The sequence below is a fragment of the Actinoplanes sp. NPDC021490 genome, from assembly GCF_055562135.1.
This window is the reverse complement of the sequence record NZ_JBVHFW010000001.1, coordinates 803,334-819,028: the sequence shown is the minus strand read 5'-3', so window position 1 is coordinate 819,028 and position 15,695 is coordinate 803,334. Positions and strand designations below refer to the sequence as shown.

The following is a 15,695-nucleotide window of genomic DNA, read 5'->3' as shown; positions in this document are numbered from 1 at the left end:
CGCACATCTTCGAGAGCCCGCGACCGCCGAGGTCGCGGGCTCTTCGCGCACCTCAGGGCGTGGTGTCGGCCAGCAGCGACACCCGGTATCCCGAGTCCCGCAACGTGCTGATCAGCGCGGCCGAGTGGTCAGGCCCCCGGGTCTCGACCGAGAGCGCCACCTCGGCCTCACCGAAACTCAGCCGCGGGCTCTGCCGCGAATGCGCCACGTCGACCACGTTGGCCCGCTGCCCGGCGATCTCGCCCAGCAGCCGCGCCAGCTCGCCCGGCCGGTCGGTGCAGCGCACCGCGAGCCGCAGGAACCGGCCGGCCGAGGCCAGCCCGTGCTCGATCACGCGCAGCAGCAGCATCGGGTCGATGTTGCCGCCGGAGAGGATGGCCACCACCGGTCCGTCCGCCGGCGGGACGTACGCGCCGGTCAGCAGCGCCGCCACGGCCGCTCCCCCGGCCGGCTCGACCACCATCTTGTGCCGCTCGAGCAGCACCAGAAGAGCGGCCGACAGATCCTCGTCGGTGACCGTGACGATCTCGTCGACCAGCTTGCTGACGTGCGCGAACGGCAGGTCGCCGGGCCGCAGCACGGCGATGCCGTCGGCGATCGTGACACCCCGCTCGAGCTTGGTCGGCGCGCCCGCGGCCAGCGAGGGCGGATACGCCGCCACGCCCGCCGCCTGCACCCCGACGACCCGGATGTCGGGCCGCAGCGCCTTGGCCGCGACCGCCACACCCGAGATCAGCCCGCCGCCGCCGACCGCGGTGACGATCGTGGCCGCGTCCGGGCACTGCTCGAGGATCTCCAGCGCCACCGTGCCCTGCCCGGCGATCACGTCGGGATGGTCGAACGGGTGGATCAGCACGGCGCCGGTCTGCTCGGCGAAGACGTGCGCGGCCTCGAGCGAGTCGTCGACGCTCGTGCCGGCGTACTCGATGGCCGCCCCGTACCCCCGGGTGGCGGTGACCTTGGGCAGCGGCGCCCCCTCGGGCATGAACACGGTGGCCCGGGTGCCCAGCATCTCGGCCGCCAGAGCCACGCCCTGCGCGTGGTTGCCGGCGCTGGCCGCGACCACCCCGCGAGCCCGCTCGGCCTCGGAGAGCCGGGCGATCCGGGTGTACGCGCCACGCACCTTGTACGAGCCGGCGCGCTGCTGGTTCTCGCACTTGAGCCAGGCCGGGGTGCCGGTGATCTCAGTGAGCGGGCGCGACGGGATCAGCGGGGTCGTCTTGACCACGTCGCCCAGCAACTCGCGCGCGGCCCGGATGTCGGCCAGCCCGAGCAGCTCAAGCGGATAGGGGGTGTCCATGCCCTGAATACTGCCTCGAAGGCCTCCGCCGCAGCTGAGGAGGGGCCCTCACCCGAACGCGTGCCGCTGCCAGGGGTTGAGGACCTCGAACTGGCCCGCGACGGCCAGCAGCAGCGCCTCGGAGTCGGGCGGGCCGACGAACTGGACGGCGAGCGGCAGGCCGTCGGGGCGGGTGCTGATCGGCACGACGATCGCCGGGAGGCCCGCGACGTTCCACGGCGCGGCGAACGGGGCGTACCGCATGCTCACCGACATGTTGTGCCGCCACGAGCCGGACGCGTACCCGTCGGCGAGCGGCGGCGCCGCGGCCAGGGCCGGGGTGAGCAGCAGGTCGAGCGAGTTGTCGGCGAAGAACCGGATGCACGACTCGCGGAAGGCGTCCCGCTGCGACTGGCGGACCAGGCCGCTGCGCAGCGCCCACTTGCCCAGACGGATGTGCTGCCGGGTGCGCGGCTGCAGGTCGGCCAGCCGGTAGGCCTCGGCCTCGCGGTAGGCCGACGCGAACCAGGTGGCCAGCGTGCCCAGACCGAGGGTGGGCGGATAGGACGGGTGGGCGGTGATCGTGTCGTGCCCGGCCTGCACCAGCAGCTTGGATGCGGTGGTCACGGCCGACATGTTGGGCTCGTCGGCCCGTACGCCGGGAAGGGGTGACCGGGTCGAGACGCCGACCCGCAGCCGGGTCGGCTCGACCAGCTTGATCGGATCGCGGCCGGCCAGCACCGAGAAGCCCAGGGCGGCGTCCGACACCGTGGTGGTGAGCACGCCGTTCTCGACGAGATCGAACCAGTTGGTGACGCCCATCTCGGCCGGGACCACACCGCGGCCGGGCTTGAGGCCGACCAGCCCGCAGCAGGCGGCCGGGATGCGGATCGAGCCGAGGCCGTCGTTGCACTGGGCGATCGGCACCAGGCCGGAGGCGACCGCGGCGGCCGCGCCCCCGGAGGAGCCACCCGGCGTACGGTCGCGGTCCCAGGGGTTGCGGGTCGGCGAGTCGGACTCGTCGGTGACCGCCCACAGGCCCATCTCGGGCATGCGGGTCACCCCGACCACGACCGCCCCGGCGCCGCGCAGACGCCGGACCACCTCATGGTCCTCCTCGGCGATCCCGGTGCGCGCGGCCGCCGAGCCGTTCCAGGTCGGCAGGCCCGCGACCGGGGTGTTCTCCTTCACCGCCACCGGCACACCGGCCAGCGGAAGGTTCGACAGGTCGTCCTGGTCGTCGACCTTCTCGGCCTCGGTGATCGCCTCGCCCGCGCGGATCACCCGGAACGCGTCCAGCGAGGGATCGGTGATGGAGATCTGTTCCAGGTGGTCGGCGACGACCTGAGTTGCCGTGATGTCGCCGCGCCGCACGGCGCGCGAGATCTGCTTGGCGGTGGCGCCGACCCAGGTCGTCCCGTCCGTCATTGCGTGCTCCGTATGTCAGCCGAGTGCCTGCTCCAGGTCCGCGAGCAGATCGTCAACGGTTTCGATGCCGACAGACAGTCGCACGAGATCGCCGGGGACTTCAAGCGCCGAGCCCGCAGCGGACAGGTGTGTCATCTGCCCGGGGTGCTCGATCAGCGACTCGATGCCGCCCAGCGACTCGGCGAGCACGAAGAGCTTTGTCCGGTTGCAGATGTCGATGGCCTTTTCCATGCCGCCCGCCGCCCGGAACGACACCATGCCCCCGAACCGCTGCATCTGCTTGGCCGCGACCTCGTGACCCGGGTGCGAATCGAGACCCGGATAGAGAACAGAGGCGACGGCCTTGTGCTCGCTCAGGTAGCCGACGATGCGCTCGGCGTTGTCACAGTGCCTTTCCATCCGTACGCCCAAGGTCTTGATCCCCCGCAGGGTGAGCCACGCGTCGAACGGGCCGTTGACCGCGCCCATCGCGTTCTGGTGGAAGGCGAGCTGGTCACCGAGCTCGTCCGACCCCGTGACCAGGGCCCCGCCGACCACATCGGAGTGACCGCCGAGATATTTGGTGGTCGAGTGCACGATCACGTCGGCCCCCAGGGCCAGCGGCTGCTGCAGGTAGGGCGAGGCGAACGTGTTGTCCACCACCAGCAGCGCGTCGTACTCGTGGGCCAGCCCGGCCAGCGCGGCGATGTCGGCGACGTTGAGCAGCGGGTTGGTCGGCGTCTCGGCCCAGATCATCTTGGTCGCGCCGGGCCGGAACGCCGCGCGCACCTGGTCCAGGTCGTCCAGCGGCACCGCGGTCCACGACAGGCCCCAGTTCTCGGCCACCTTGGCAAAAAGCCGATAGGTGCCCCCGTACGCGTCCCCGGGAATCACCACGTGGTCACCGGGACGGCAGACGGCGCGGAGCAGCGTGTCCTCGGCGGCCAGACCGCTCGCGAAGGCCAGACCGCGGCGGCCGCCCTCGATCGCGGCCAGGCACTCCTGCAGCGCGTCGCGGGTGGGGTTGCCCGAGCGGCTGTACTCGTAGCCGAGCCGGGGCGCGCCGACGGCGTCCTGGGCGTACGTGCTCGTCTGATAGATCGGGGGCACGACCGCGCCGGTCCGGGGGTCCGGATCCTGGCCGGCGTGGATGGCGAGGGTGTCGAACCCATAGTCGTTAGCCGTCATGGTGCGCAAGGCTAGTCTCGCCACGTGGCATCGTGTGTGTTCTGCGACATCGTGGCGGGGTCGGTGCCCGCCTTCAAGGTCATCGACTCGCCCGACGGGGTGGGCTTCCTCGATGTGCGGCCGGTATTCAAGGGACATGTGCTGGTCGTGCCGCGCGAGCACGTGGTGACCCTGCCCGACCTGCCCCCGACCGATCTGCCCGGTTTCTTCGGCCTGGTCCAGAAGGTCGCCGCCGCGGTACCCGAGGCGCTCGGAGCCCAGGGCACCTTCGTGGCCAACAACAACATCGTCTCCCAGTCAGTGGCGCACCTGCACTTCCACGTGGTGCCGCGAACCAAGGGCGACGGACTGCGCGGTTTCTTCTGGCCCCGGCACAAGTACGCGAGTGACGAGGAAGCCGCCGGGTACGCCGCGTCCATCGCCGCGAAACTCGGGTAAGGATCGAACAGCGCCCGGTGTTACGTCACCGGATGAAGGGAGTGACCGTGTTCCTGCGGCACAAGAAGCTCGAGCTGATTACCCCCGACCAGGCCCTGCCGGGCCGCCTCCTGGAGATGCCGGTCGCCGCCGAGCACACCGTTCTCGGCACCCCGCTGAAGGGCCCATGGCCGGCCGGCCTGGAGGTCGCGGTGTTCGGGATGGGCTGTTTCTGGGGCGCCGAGCGGATCTTCTGGCAGTTGCCGGGCGTCTACTCGACCTCCGTCGGCTACGCCGGTGGTTTCACCAGGAACCCGACGTACGAGGAGACCTGCTCGGGTTCGACCGGCCACACCGAGGTGGTCCAGGTCGTCTACGACCCCAGCAAGATTCAGTACGAGGACCTGCTCAAGGCCTTCTGGGAGAACCACAACCCGACCCAGGGCATGCGCCAGGGCAACGACGTCGGCACCCAGTACCGTTCCGCGATCTACACCACCACGGACGCCCAGGCCACAATCGCCGAGGCCTCGCTGGAGGCCTTCCAGCCGATCGTCACGGCGGCGGGCCACGGCCCGATCACCACAGAGATCCGCCCGCTCGGCGAGTACTACTTCGCCGAGGACTATCACCAGCAGTACTTGTCGGACTCCAAGAACCCGTACGGCTACTGCAACCACGGCCCGAACGGCATGACCTGCCCGGTCGGGGTCGCGCGTACGGCCTGATCAGGCGCTGGACAGCCCCGGCAACTGCCGGGGCTGGTTTTCATGCCTGGGAGTGGAAAAGATCGACATGTCCCGACATGTTCCGCACACTGGAGATCGACAGCGGTACAGCGGGAGGTGTGACCGTGCCCATCTTTTACAACGACGAGGAACGTCAGGCCTGGAACCTCGCGGAGTCGCTCGCCGAGCAGGGCGAGGAGTCGATGCGGGAGGCCGAGGAGGCGCTCGAGACCTGGAAGACCGGTAAAGAGATGAACCGGTTGCGCTGCATTCGCAAGGGCATCAGCGAGTCGGACGCGGAGATCCGGTGGTCGGCGTCGACCAACGCGAAGAACGCGATCACCAACAATGGCTTCTACGTCGGGCTGGCGACCATGTATTTCGGCGCGGCCGCGGCCAACTATTCGCGGGCGCTCTATCTGCGCAGTCTGGGCGGCCGGCCGATGGCGGCCTAAGCGCCGTCCTCTTCGCCGGTCTGGGTCTGTGCGGACTGCGACTGTGGCCGGGCGGCCTGCTGGTCGGGGGCCGCCGCGGCGGGAGCGGCCAGCGCCAGGCCCAGCACGGCGCCGGCGCTGATCAAACCGAGGCCGGCCAGCGAAACGGGTCGGCGGTCGGACTTGTCCATGCGTACCTCCATCGCTTCACGGACCCCCACGGTGCCAGCCGTTTCTGTGAACCCGCTGTACGGAACCTGCCAATGAGTTGGCGTGTATCACCGTCACTGATTCGGGCACTATGAACCGATGGAGATCGCCGGCGAGACAGAACGTAAGTACGACGTGCCTGCCGAGTTTGAGCTGCCGAATCTCGCCGGGAAAGCGGGGATCAGCAGTGCCGGAGACGCCGAGACGCACGACCTCGACGCCACCTACTTCGACACCGACGACCTTGTCCTGATGAAAAACCGCCGGACGCTGCGGCGGCGGAGCGGCGGCGGGGATGCCGGGTGGCATCTCAAGACGCCGGGCGACGGCGGCAGCCGCACCGAGCACCGGCTACCCCTCGACGGCGACTCGGTCCCGGCCGAGCTGGCCGGCCTGGTCCGTTCGATCATCCGGCGCCGGCCGCTCGAGCCGATCGCCCGGCTGCGCACCCACCGGGTCGAGACCCCGCTACGCGACGCCGACGGCCGCACGCTCGCTCTGGTCGCACAAGATCAGGTGATCGCCGAGCGGGACGGGCACGAGCAGCGCTGGCAGGAGATCGAGGTCGAGCTGGTCGACGGCGGCCCCAAGGTGCTCGCGGCCGTCGAAAAGGTGCTGCTCAGCGCCGGTGCCACGCCCGCCGCCGGCCCCTCCAAGGTCGCGCGCGCGTTCGGCAACCAGCCCACGGCGACGACCCCGCCCCCGAGCAGCAACCCCGTTCTCCGGTACGTCCGGGAGCAGCACGACGCCATCACCGGGTTCGACCCGGGCGTACGCCTGGTTGATCCGGACGCCGTGCACAAGATGCGCGTCGGCACGCGTCGCCTGCGCAGCACCCTGAAGACGTTCAAGCGCTCGTTCCCCGGGGCGGCCGATCTGCACGACGAGCTGAAGTGGCTGGCCGACCTGCTCGGTCAGGTGCGCGACGGCCAGGTGCAGGAGGGCAAGCTGCTGGCCGGGCTGGACGAGGCCGGCGAGCAGTTCGTCCCGGTGGCCGCCCGCATCCGCGAGCACCTCGACAAGCAGGTCGCCGAGGGCCGCGCCGCGCTGGCCGAGGCCCTCGAGAGTGAGCGTTACCTGACGCTGCTCGACCGCATCGACGAGCTGGCCCGGCAGGAGAAGGTCGAGAAGGACCCGATCAAGCGGGCGCACAAGAGCCTGGCCAAGGCCGACGCGCTGCTCGACGAGGCGCTGGCCCACGGCGAGGATCACGAGCTGCACGACGCGCGCAAGGCGTACAAGCGGGCCCGCTACGCCGTCGAGGTGTTCGAGCCGCAGGCCGGCAAGCCCGCGAAGCAGCTGGTCAAGGTGCTGACCGAGCTGCAGGACGTGCTCGGCGCGCACCAGGATTCGGTGGTTGCCCGCGAACTGCTCCACGAGATCGGCCCGGACAGCTTCTGGTTCGGCGTCCTGTGGGCCCGGCAGGAGCAGGTGGGCAAACAGACGTACGCGGAACTGCCCGTGGTCGTCGAGAACTCGCGGCAGGACAAACTGCGTAAGTGGCTCGGCTGATTGTTCACCCGGCGGCTCGTTGAGTTGTCACCCTTTACGGGTATGTAGTCATGTCATGCAGTCGGAGGCGGAAGAGTACGCACAGCAGAACGGCCACATCAACGACACGGACTCGACGACGGAGCCCTATTCGGGACCGGTCGCCGAGCTGGGTGGTTACCGGGTCGCGGACGACGATGACGACGATCCCGTGCTGCTCAATGCCGACGGCACCCCGGTCGACACCTGGCGCGAGGATTACCCGTACGACGAGCGGATGCCCCGCCAGGAGTACGACCACCACAAGCGGCTGCTCCAGATCGAGTTGCTGAAGTTGCAGAACTGGTGCAAGAGCAGCGGCGAGCGAATGGTGATCCTCTTCGAGGGGCGCGACGCGGCCGGCAAGGGCGGCACGATCAAGCGCTTCATGGAGCATCTGAACCCGCGCGGCTCCAAGGTCGTGGCGCTCGAGAAGCCGAGCGAGCGCGAGAGCACGCAGTGGTATTTCCAGCGCTACATCAGCCATCTGCCCGCTGCCGGCGAGATCGTGCTGTTCGACCGGTCCTGGTACAACCGGGCCGGCGTCGAGCGGGTGATGGGCTACTGCACCCGGCAGGAATACCTCGAGTTCATGCGGCAGGCTCCCGAGCTCGAGCGCATGCTCGTCCGCTCCGGGATCCACCTGGTCAAGTTCTGGTTCTCGGTGACCCAGGGCGAGCAGCGCACCCGCTTCGCGATCCGCCAGGTCGATCCCGTACGCCAGTGGAAGCTCTCCCCCAACGACCTCGCGTCGCTCGACAAGTGGGGCGACTACACCGAGGCCAAGGAGGCGATGTTCTTCTACACCGACACGGCCGACGCGCCGTGGACCGTCGTGAAGAGCAACGACAAGAAGCGGGCCCGGCTCGAGGCGATGCGGCACGTGCTCAACCGCTTCGATTACGACAAGAAGGACACCGGGGTCGTCGGCACGCCCGACCCGCTGATCGTCGGGCCGGCCGCACTCGCGGTCGAGGGCACCGAGATGTCGCCCCGCGTATTCCCTCGGCTGTAGTGATGTAAAAAGCCTTGGCGGCAACGCCTTTCCCTGGATAACGTGGCCGTACACGTGAAGGGAGGTGGTCCGAAGTTGTATAGCAACGGGACTCGTGAGGTGGCTGTCCGCTAGCCGCTGTCCTCGACAGCTTCGTAGTACAACGTCGAGACCGTGTGGCAGCGGTGCGGCGAATTCAAGATAGCCACCCGACCCCCAGGGATCCGGCCTAGTCCGACCGGACCACGCGTGCGCTCGCACGGGTGGAAGTCCCTGGGGGTCGCTTTGTTTCTGCTTGTCTCAGCAAGTCCAGCGGGGGTCTGTCCGGTGCGCGAGTTGGTGCTGCTCGGCACGGCGAGCCAGGTGCCGACCCGGCTCCGTAACCACAACGGCTACCTGCTGCGCTGGGACGACGAGGTGATCCTGTTCGACCCGGGCGAGGGCACCCAGCGCCAGATGCTGATGGCCGGTCTCGCGGTCACCCCGATCAAGCGCATCTGCATCACCCATTTCCACGGCGATCACAGCCTCGGCCTGCCCGGCATCCTGCAGCGCATCTCGCTCGACAAGGTGCCGCACCCGGTGACGGTCCACTATCCGGCGGCCGGCCAGGAGTTCTACGACCGGCTGCGGCACGCCACCAGCTACTGGGACAACGCCGAGATCATCGCGTCCCCGGTTTCCGGCGCCCGCTTCGTCGCCGAGACCCCGGCGGGGCGCCTCACCGCGCTGCCACTCCGGCATTCCCTTCCCGCGTACGGGTATCGCCTGGACGAGCCGAGCCGGCGCCGGATGGTTCCCGCGCTGCTGGCCGCGCACGGCATCGCCGGGCCCGCAGTCGGCGAGCTGCAGCGGGCGGGCCGGATCGGCGACGTGACGCTCGATCAGGTCAGCGTCGAGAGGCCCGGGCAGAGCTTCGCCTTCATCATGGACACCGGGCTGTGCGACAGCGTTTACGAGCTGGCCGCCGGTGTCGACCTGCTGGTCATCGAGTCGACCTTCCTGACCGAGGACGCCGTCATGGCGGCCCAGGTCGGGCATCTGACGGCGGCGCAGGCCGGTTCGGTGGCACGCGAGGCGGGCGTACGGACGCTGGTTCTGACGCATTTCTCGCAGCGCTATCCGGACGCGTCGCGGTTCCTGGAGGAGGCGCGGGCCGGCTTCGACGGCGAGATCGTGGTCGCGTCGGACCTCGGCCGGGTGCCCGTGCCCCCGCGGCGGGAGGCTACGGTCGCCTGATGAGCGTCTCCCTGCGTACGGCGAAAGAATCTGATCTTGTCGCGGTGGGAGCCGTGCACCAGCGCTCACGGGTGGCCGCCTACGCCGGCATTCTCTCCGAATCGACGCTGGCCCTGCGCACGGCCGAGGCCTTCGGCGAGTGGTGGACGGAACGGTATCGCTGGGAGCGCGACACCCATCGGATGACGGTGGCCGACGACTCGGGCGCCGTGGTCGGATTTTCCTACGTCGGGCCCTCGGAGACACCCGATGCGGCCGAGCTGTACGCCATTCACGTGCTGCCGTCGGTCATCGGCACCGGGGTGGGGCGGCTGCTCATGGAGGACGCGCTGGTGTCGCTCGCCTCGGTGGGCGGGTCGCGGGCCGTGCTCTGGGTGCTGGAGGACAACGAGCGGGCGCGGCGCTTCTACGAGGCGGGCGGGTGGGTGCCGGACGGTGCGACGCGCTTCGAGCCGGTGAACGGCGAGCCGGTGCAGCAGCTCCGGTACACGCGGCCGCTCGGTCGTTGATCCTCACCGCGAACGGGGTTGCGAGTGGCTGGGCGGGAGCGCGAGACCGGTGTGGAACGGGGGAACCTGTGGTCCCGCGCTCCCGCCAACCGTCCCGCCCGAACCGGGGTCGCGTCTGGCCGGAGACGCTGGACCGACGGAGGCGTGCCGGTCCTGACCAGGTTCAAGGGCGGGTCTTGCGGCGGGAGATCGCGACGCTGGCGGGGCGCAGCGGACTCACCGCCGGACGACGTCATCCCGGGCCGGGTAGCCATGGCCTGCCGGGGGAGGTCAAGCTGACGGGCGACGTCGGAGGCTCGATGCAGTTGTCTGGTTCTCAGTCGAAATTGCCGCGGTTGGCCGGGCGCCGATGGTCGTCGCGGCCGGCGCGCAGCCCGGGCACGGCCCGGATGCTGTTCAGGTCATGACGGACGGTCCACGCCTCCCGCCAGGGGCGGCGGGACGCGGCGTCGGCCCGTTCGGCGAGCCGGCGCGGTGAGCACGGCCAGCGCCATCCACACCAGACACAGCTTCCGTCGGCGTCCGGCTCGGCATGCCGCCCGAGCATCTGCTGGGCGTCCTCCCACAACAGGCGGTCCACAATGTCGGTCGGCATCGACTCGGCGATGACCATTCCCTTACCCCTCCGTCGGCATTTCGGGTGTCGGTCGGGTCGTCATACGTCCGTCACGACCCATACAACCGCGCAGGACCATCCGCCGATCGGACTTTCTGTGCGATTAGCGCGACCCACAGTGACTGGTTTTCGCAACACCTGAGTTCGTACGCCCGGGCCGCCTGTTCGCCGTGGGCGGACGCCGGCCGGGCATCGACGCCGGTCGGGGCGTGTTGAAGCACTCATGGATACCGAACACACGGGTGTCGATTCCGGGGCACTCGATGCCTACAGCCGTGTGGTGACCGGCGTCGCCACCAAACTGCTTCCGTCGGTCGCGGCCCTCTCCGTGCGCACCCCGCGCGGGCAGGGCGCCGGCTCGGCGGTCACCTTCACCGACGACGGTCTGCTTCTCACCAACGCACACGTGGTGGCCGGGGCGAACGGCGGAACAGCCGACTTCGCCGACGGCACCGAGACCCGCTTCGACGTCGTCGGGGCGGACGCGCTCTCCGACCTGGCCGTCGTGCGGGTGCACATTCCCGGGGCGCCGGCCGCCCCGCTCGGCAACGCCGACAACCTCAAGATCGGCCAGCTGGTCGTGGCCGTGGGCAACCCGATGGGCCTGGCCGGCTCGGTCACGGCCGGCGTCGTCTCCGGTCTGGGCCGTTCCCTTCCGGCCCGCGACGGCCGGCGCATACGCATCATCGACAGCGTCATCCAGACCGACGCGGCGCTGAACCCGGGCAACTCCGGCGGCGCCCTGGCCGACTCGGCGGGCACGGTGGTCGGCATCAACACGGCGGTGGCCGGCTACGGCCTCGGCCTGGCCGTCCCGATCAACTCCACCACCCGCTCGATCATCGGCGATCTGGCCGCCAACGGCCGCGTCCGCCGGGCGTGGCTCGGGGTGGCCGGGGTCCCCGCTCCCCTGCCGCCCGCGCTGGCCGAGCGGCTCGGGCAGAAGCTCGGGCTGCGGGTGGTCGAGGTCGTCCCCGGCAGCCCCGCCGGCAACGCCGGGATCTTCCTGGGCGACGTGCTCATCACGGCCGGCGGCCAGTCCACGCAGAACGTCCAGGCGTTGCAGCGCCTCATGCTCGGCCCCGCCATCGGCAACCACCTGCCGATCACGTTGCTGCGCAAGAACGCGCTGGTCGACGTCGTCACCGTCCCGGCCGAACTCGACTGACCCCGCCTCGCCGGCCGGCCGGTGGGATACTTCCCCACATGATCGACGCCGGCGGGGCGGACCGCCTCCTGCTCGTGGCCATAGTGGACATGTCCGCCACCGACCCCGGCCGCGGCCGGCAGTACGAGGACGCCGTCCTGGCCCTGCTCCCCCGCCACGGCGGTTCGGTCGAACAGCGGCTGCACAGCACGGACGCCCACTCCGAGGTCCACCTGATCCGCTTCGAGTCCCGGGCGGGCTACGAGGCGTTCATGGCCGACCCCGACCGCCTGTCCTTGCGAGCCGCCCTGGCCGAGGCCGCCCCGACCACCCGGGTGATCGAGGTAATCGACCCCCAGGCCTGACGCTCCGAGTCCGTCCTGTCGCCGGGCCGACCGGTTACGCCGGCCGACGTCGCTCCGAGGCGACGGTTGCACGGGATGACCCGCCACCGCCTCCGGACCTGCGGCGTCCGACGTCGTGCGCGGAAGACGGCTGGTCAGAAACGTCCGCCGCCGCCACGACGTCCGCCGCCGCCTCCGGAGGTGCGGCGTCCTCGTGATCCGCTGCCGCCGAAGCCGCCGCCGCTGAATCCACCTGAGCTTCCGCCGTACGACCGTCCGCCGCCGGACAGGATTCCGCCCAGCACCGCCCCGGCGAACGCGCCCGCGTCGAAGCCGCCCGCCGCCGGTCCGCCGCCCCAACCGGACCCGCCGCCACCCCAGCGCTGCACGTCGAGGCGGGCCGCCTGGCCGGCGTTGGCCGCGAGCTGCCGCGCCCGGCGGGCCTCGGCCAGGGCGGTCGCCGGATCGGTGCCGGCCAGGCTTTCGGCCGCCGCCAGATGCCGCAGCGCCTCGGAGAGCGTCGCCCGCGCCCCGGAGTCGACCGCCCCGCGGCGAGTGGTGATGAAGTCGTTCGTCGTTGCCACCTCGGCCCGCGCCACCGGCAGTTCCTGGGCGAGCAGACCGCGGTCGTGGGCCAGCCGCTCGGCCGCGTCGCGGGCCTCGGCCAGTGCGGCATCCAGGGCCGCGTCGGCCGTCTGCAGCTTGGCCACGGCGTCGATCGGGTCCGGCCGCGACACGGCCAAAGACGTCGCCGCCTCGGCCAGGGCCTGCTCTCCACCCGAGATGGCCGCCGCCAGCCCGGCCGGGGCCGGCCCACCCGCGTTGAGGGCCGCCCGGCCGGCGGCGATCTCCCCGGTGATCTCGGCGATCAGCGCCTCGGCCGCGACCCGCGCGGCCGGCAGGTCCTCAGCGGCCCGCCGCACCGCGGCCACCAGCTGTTCCGCCTGATCCACCGCCTGCTCGGCGGCCCGGACGGCCAGCGCCGCCTCGGCCCGATCCCCACCCGGCACGTCGGCCGACCCACCCCCGGTGGCCGCCGCCACGCCCGCGCCACCGCCCGCCGCGCCACCGCCTGCCGCGCCACCGCCTGCGCTCACCGTGCCGCCCCCCGCAGCCGTCACTCCACCAGCGGTCGCTGCGCCACTACCCGCGCCCGCTGCGCCATCCGGGGTCGCTGCGCCATCCGGGGTCGCTGCGCCATCCGGGGTCGCTGCGCCCGTCAGCGCTGAGCGGGCCTCGGCCAGGGCGGAGGCCGCGAAGGACAGCCGCTCGCGAGCCTGGTCCACGTTGGTCGCGATGGCGGTGACCGCGCCCCCGGAGTACGAGGTCAGGATCTGTTGCGCGATGGCCTCGACCGCCGGGAGGGACTGCTCGATCGCCGTCCGGCGCCGGTCGATCTCGTCGGCGGCCTCGGCTGCCCGGCCCTCGAGGTCGCGCAACCGGTCGAAGGCCTCGGACTCGGCGTCCAACCGGGCGTCGGCGGCCCGGCAGAGCTCGATGATCCGGGTGAGCGTCTCGCGACGACGGGCCTCGTCGGGGACCGGCTCCTCGTCGAGCGTCATGCGCAGCCGGAAAGCCTCGGCCACGTCCTGCCGCGAAGCCTGCAGCGCCGCCTGGAACGGCGCGGTCGCCTCGTCGCCGTACTGGGCGGCGGCCAGTCCCAGCTCACGCTCGCCGGCCCGGAGGTCGTCGTCGAGCTCGATGAGCAGCGCGTTGGCCTGGTTGGTCAGTTCCTCCAGGCTCGGCCCGGCCGGGGGCGGCGGCGCCGCGCTCGGGGTGGCGGTCCGGCGCTTCCTCCGCAGCCACCACCACGCGAGGGCGACGATCAGAACCAGGATGACGACGAGCCACACCCAGCCGAAGCCGGACGGACTGGCCGCGTCGGCGTACCCGCGGGCGCCGGCGATGACCGCACCCGACCAGTCGCTCCGGCTCAGGGCGGGCTCGATGTCCTTGGCGGCGACGTCGGCGAGTTCGCTGTCGGTGAGGCGCGAGTCTTCGGGAAACGAGTAGGCGTAGGCCCGGTCGCCGACCGCGACCGCCAGCAGCGCGTCCTGGCTGCCGAGGTCGCTGAGCCGCGCCGTCTCGTCGGTCCAGTCCTGCGCCGGTGTGCCGTCGAACGAGTCGACCATGACCACGAACAGCTGCAGCCCGGTCTTGTCCTGCAGGTCGCCGAGCGCCGCATCGACCGCGCCCCGGTTGCCGAGCACGCCGGCCTCATCGGTCACCTGGGTGGCGAGCCGTTCGGGCGCCTGGGCGACGGCGGGCCCCACCGGCAGCACAGCGGCGGCCACGGCCAGCAGCGGGAGGACGACAAGACGACGCAGCTTCGATGTCACCAGCCCAACCTAGGCCCAACGCCCGGCCACGGCCTCTCAACCCGGGCGGCTCACCGGCCGATAGGTGAGGACGACCACGCCGCTTTCCAGCGGAAGGGCCGACTCCAGCGTGAAACGGGCCGGGTCGAACCCCCGGCGCACCAGCGGAATCCCTTGGCCGGCGATGACCGGGTTGAGCTTGATGACCAGTTCGTCGATCTCGGACAGGAGCTGGCCGGCCAGGTCGCCGCCTCCGCAGAGCCAGATGTCCAGGCCGTCCTCCTGCTTCAGCTTGCGGACGAACTCCACCGGGTCGCCGTCGACGATCTGCGGGTCGCTGCCGGGCGGCAGGGAGCGGCTGAAGACGTACTGCTTCAGATGGGCGTACGGGCTCGAAAGGCCGGCCCGCAGACCCGGTTCGAGCGTGCCCCGGCCCATCGCGACCGTGTCGAAGGCGCGGTTGGGCGTGCCGTCGGGGATGCCGAGCGGGGCGCGGAGATGCGTCGGCAACGTCTCCGGATAGCGGGACCGGATGAACTCCAGGAGGTCCGGCTCGAACGGGAAGAACTCGAACGTCCCGTCCGGTCCGGCGATGAAGCCGTCGATCGTCGACGCGATGTAGTAGACGAGCTTTCGCATCGCTTCAAACTACTACAGCTGTCGTGGTTGGTGCTAACCTCGAGGTGTGGTCAGCAATCCCCAGCGCCGTGACCTGCTCGCCGACGCGGGGCTCCGGGTGCTCGCCCGGGCCGGGGCGCGCGGGCTCACCCACCGCGCCGTCGATCAGGAGGCCGGGGTGCCGGTCGGCACCGCCTCCAACTACTTCCGCACCCGTGACGCGCTGTTCGGCGGGCTGGCCGAGCGGATCTTCGCGCGCATGGCACCGTCGCCCGACGACCTCACGAGGCTCGAGCAGCGCGGCGGCCTGGCCGACTATCTGCGCGACATCGTGCGCCGCACCACGCGCGAACCCGACCTGATGCGAGCCCTGTTCGAGCTGCGGCTCGAGGGCGCGCGCCGGCCGGGCCTCGGCCGGTTGCTCACGACGACGCTGCATCGCGGGTACACCGAAGACGTCGAGTTTCACGCTTCGACGGGGCTACCGGGCGGCGCGTTCGAGGTCGCGCTGCTGCACTACGCGCTCGACGGGCTGCTTTTCGACCTGCTCAGCACGTCGATCGACGCCGGCCCGGAAACCGACGAAGTGATCGAGGCGTTCGCGGCCCGCCTGAGCAAGCCCGCCTGAGCAAGCCCGCCTGAGCAAGCCCGGCGGGGCGGAACAGGGCGGAACAGATGAGGGCCGGCACAGCCGAAGCTGCACCGGCCCCAAAAGCC

The 15,695-nt window shown here is 71.0% G+C and carries 17 protein-coding genes; 10 read left to right on the top strand and 7 right to left on the bottom strand.

The annotated features are described in order from the left end of the window. Positions 1-52: 52 nt before the first annotated feature. Genes ilvA through ACZ3I4_RS03830 form a run of 3 tightly spaced genes read right to left on the bottom strand, consistent with a single transcriptional unit; the run spans position 53 to position 3,874 of the window. Positions 53-1,300 (bottom strand): threonine ammonia-lyase, encoded by a 1,248-nt coding sequence (gene ilvA, locus ACZ3I4_RS03840; protein WP_465380291.1) that lies wholly within the window; start codon positions 1,298-1,300, stop codon positions 53-55. A gap of 48 nt (positions 1,301-1,348) precedes the next feature. Beyond that, entirely contained in the window at positions 1,349-2,707 is a 1,359-nt protein-coding gene (locus ACZ3I4_RS03835) for an amidase (RefSeq protein ID WP_465380290.1), read from the bottom strand. Between the two features lie 15 nt (positions 2,708-2,722). Further along, positions 2,723-3,874 (bottom strand): cystathionine gamma-synthase, encoded by a 1,152-nt coding sequence (locus tag ACZ3I4_RS03830; protein ID WP_465380289.1) that lies wholly within the window; start codon positions 3,872-3,874, stop codon positions 2,723-2,725. A 24-nt stretch (positions 3,875-3,898) separates the two neighbouring features. Here ACZ3I4_RS03830 and ACZ3I4_RS03825 point away from each other — a divergent pair, with 24 nt between their 5' ends. The 3 genes from ACZ3I4_RS03825 (at position 3,899) to ACZ3I4_RS03815 (ending at position 5,474) form a co-directional block, all read left to right on the top strand. After that, entirely contained in the window at positions 3,899-4,312 is a 414-nt protein-coding gene (locus ACZ3I4_RS03825; RefSeq protein WP_465380288.1) for an HIT family protein, read from the top strand. Positions 4,313-4,359: 47 nt separating this feature from the next. Beyond that, the gene (msrA, locus tag ACZ3I4_RS03820) at positions 4,360-5,019 is read left to right on the top strand and encodes a peptide-methionine (S)-S-oxide reductase MsrA (protein ID WP_465380459.1); all 660 of its coding nucleotides are present in this window, start codon (positions 4,360-4,362) and stop codon (positions 5,017-5,019) included. Positions 5,020-5,144: 125 nt separating this feature from the next. Beyond that, entirely contained in the window at positions 5,145-5,474 is a 330-nt protein-coding gene (locus ACZ3I4_RS03815) for a hypothetical protein (protein WP_465380287.1), read from the top strand. Here ACZ3I4_RS03815 and ACZ3I4_RS03810 read toward each other — a convergent pair. Beyond that, positions 5,471-5,644: a hypothetical protein gene (locus ACZ3I4_RS03810; RefSeq protein WP_465380286.1), complete on the bottom strand. Its 174-nt coding sequence runs from the start codon at positions 5,642-5,644 to the stop codon at positions 5,471-5,473. The genes ACZ3I4_RS03815 and ACZ3I4_RS03810 overlap by 4 nt on opposite strands. A 118-nt stretch (positions 5,645-5,762) precedes the next feature. Between ACZ3I4_RS03810 and ACZ3I4_RS03805 the strand changes: the two genes are divergently transcribed. The 4 genes from ACZ3I4_RS03805 (at position 5,763) to ACZ3I4_RS03790 (ending at position 9,935) form a co-directional block, all read left to right on the top strand. After that, the gene (locus tag ACZ3I4_RS03805) at positions 5,763-7,175 is read left to right on the top strand and encodes a CYTH and CHAD domain-containing protein (RefSeq protein WP_465380285.1); all 1,413 of its coding nucleotides are present in this window, start codon (positions 5,763-5,765) and stop codon (positions 7,173-7,175) included. Positions 7,176-7,230: 55 nt separating this feature from the next. Then, entirely contained in the window at positions 7,231-8,208 is a 978-nt protein-coding gene (gene ppk2 / locus ACZ3I4_RS03800) for a polyphosphate kinase 2 (RefSeq protein ID WP_465380284.1), read from the top strand. 306 nt (positions 8,209-8,514) lie between these two features. Next, positions 8,515-9,426 (top strand): ribonuclease Z, encoded by a 912-nt coding sequence (locus ACZ3I4_RS03795; protein WP_465380283.1) that lies wholly within the window; start codon positions 8,515-8,517, stop codon positions 9,424-9,426. Next, a complete protein-coding gene (locus ACZ3I4_RS03790) occupies positions 9,426-9,935 on the top strand; it encodes a GNAT family N-acetyltransferase (protein WP_465380282.1) in 510 nt (169 codons plus the stop codon). Before ACZ3I4_RS03795 ends, ACZ3I4_RS03790 begins: the two co-directional genes overlap by 1 nt. A gap of 316 nt (positions 9,936-10,251) precedes the next feature. On the opposite strand, the gene ACZ3I4_RS03785 is transcribed toward ACZ3I4_RS03790, so the two are convergent. After that, the gene (locus ACZ3I4_RS03785) at positions 10,252-10,548 is read right to left on the bottom strand and encodes a hypothetical protein (RefSeq protein ID WP_465380281.1); all 297 of its coding nucleotides are present in this window, start codon (positions 10,546-10,548) and stop codon (positions 10,252-10,254) included. A gap of 226 nt (positions 10,549-10,774) precedes the next feature. Here ACZ3I4_RS03785 and ACZ3I4_RS03780 point away from each other — a divergent pair, with 226 nt between their 5' ends. Both ACZ3I4_RS03780 and ACZ3I4_RS03775 read left to right on the top strand, forming a co-directional pair. After that, a complete protein-coding gene (locus ACZ3I4_RS03780) occupies positions 10,775-11,719 on the top strand; it encodes a S1C family serine protease (protein WP_465380280.1) in 945 nt (314 codons plus the stop codon). Between the two features lie 38 nt (positions 11,720-11,757). Next, the gene (locus ACZ3I4_RS03775) at positions 11,758-12,063 is read left to right on the top strand and encodes a DUF1330 domain-containing protein (protein ID WP_465380279.1); all 306 of its coding nucleotides are present in this window, start codon (positions 11,758-11,760) and stop codon (positions 12,061-12,063) included. A 134-nt stretch (positions 12,064-12,197) separates the two neighbouring features. Here ACZ3I4_RS03775 and ACZ3I4_RS03770 read toward each other — a convergent pair whose 3' ends face one another. Together ACZ3I4_RS03770 and ACZ3I4_RS03765 are read right to left on the bottom strand one after the other, a co-directional pair. Beyond that, positions 12,198-14,381 (bottom strand): TPM domain-containing protein, encoded by a 2,184-nt coding sequence (locus tag ACZ3I4_RS03770; protein ID WP_465380278.1) that lies wholly within the window; start codon positions 14,379-14,381, stop codon positions 12,198-12,200. 36 nt (positions 14,382-14,417) lie between these two features. Continuing rightward, positions 14,418-14,999 carry a dihydrofolate reductase family protein gene (locus ACZ3I4_RS03765; protein ID WP_465380277.1) on the bottom strand — a complete coding sequence of 194 codons (582 nt, stop codon included), beginning with the start codon at positions 14,997-14,999 and terminating at the stop codon, positions 14,418-14,420. Positions 15,000-15,045: 46 nt separating this feature from the next. Here ACZ3I4_RS03765 and ACZ3I4_RS03760 point away from each other — a divergent pair, with 46 nt between their 5' ends. Next, positions 15,046-15,606: a TetR/AcrR family transcriptional regulator gene (locus ACZ3I4_RS03760; protein WP_465380276.1), complete on the top strand. Its 561-nt coding sequence runs from the start codon at positions 15,046-15,048 to the stop codon at positions 15,604-15,606. The last annotated feature ends 89 nt before the right edge of the window (positions 15,607-15,695 follow it).

Coding starts and splice junctions, on each gene's coding strand:
- ilvA (WP_465380291.1), bottom strand. CDS start 1,300: ATGGACACCCCCTATCCGCTTGAGCTGCTCGGGCTGGCCGACATCCGG.
- ACZ3I4_RS03835 (WP_465380290.1), bottom strand. CDS start 2,707: ATGACGGACGGGACGACCTGGGTCGGCGCCACCGCCAAGCAGATCTCG.
- ACZ3I4_RS03830 (WP_465380289.1), bottom strand. CDS start 3,874: ATGACGGCTAACGACTATGGGTTCGACACCCTCGCCATCCACGCCGGC.
- ACZ3I4_RS03810 (WP_465380286.1), bottom strand. CDS start 5,644: ATGGACAAGTCCGACCGCCGACCCGTTTCGCTGGCCGGCCTCGGTTTG.
- ACZ3I4_RS03805 (WP_465380285.1), top strand. CDS start 5,763: ATGGAGATCGCCGGCGAGACAGAACGTAAGTACGACGTGCCTGCCGAG.
- ppk2 (WP_465380284.1), top strand. CDS start 7,231: ATGCAGTCGGAGGCGGAAGAGTACGCACAGCAGAACGGCCACATCAAC.
- ACZ3I4_RS03790 (WP_465380282.1), top strand. CDS start 9,426: ATGAGCGTCTCCCTGCGTACGGCGAAAGAATCTGATCTTGTCGCGGTG.
- ACZ3I4_RS03785 (WP_465380281.1), bottom strand. CDS start 10,548: ATGGTCATCGCCGAGTCGATGCCGACCGACATTGTGGACCGCCTGTTG.
- ACZ3I4_RS03780 (WP_465380280.1), top strand. CDS start 10,775: ATGGATACCGAACACACGGGTGTCGATTCCGGGGCACTCGATGCCTAC.
- ACZ3I4_RS03775 (WP_465380279.1), top strand. CDS start 11,758: ATGATCGACGCCGGCGGGGCGGACCGCCTCCTGCTCGTGGCCATAGTG.
- ACZ3I4_RS03765 (WP_465380277.1), bottom strand. CDS start 14,999: ATGCGAAAGCTCGTCTACTACATCGCGTCGACGATCGACGGCTTCATC.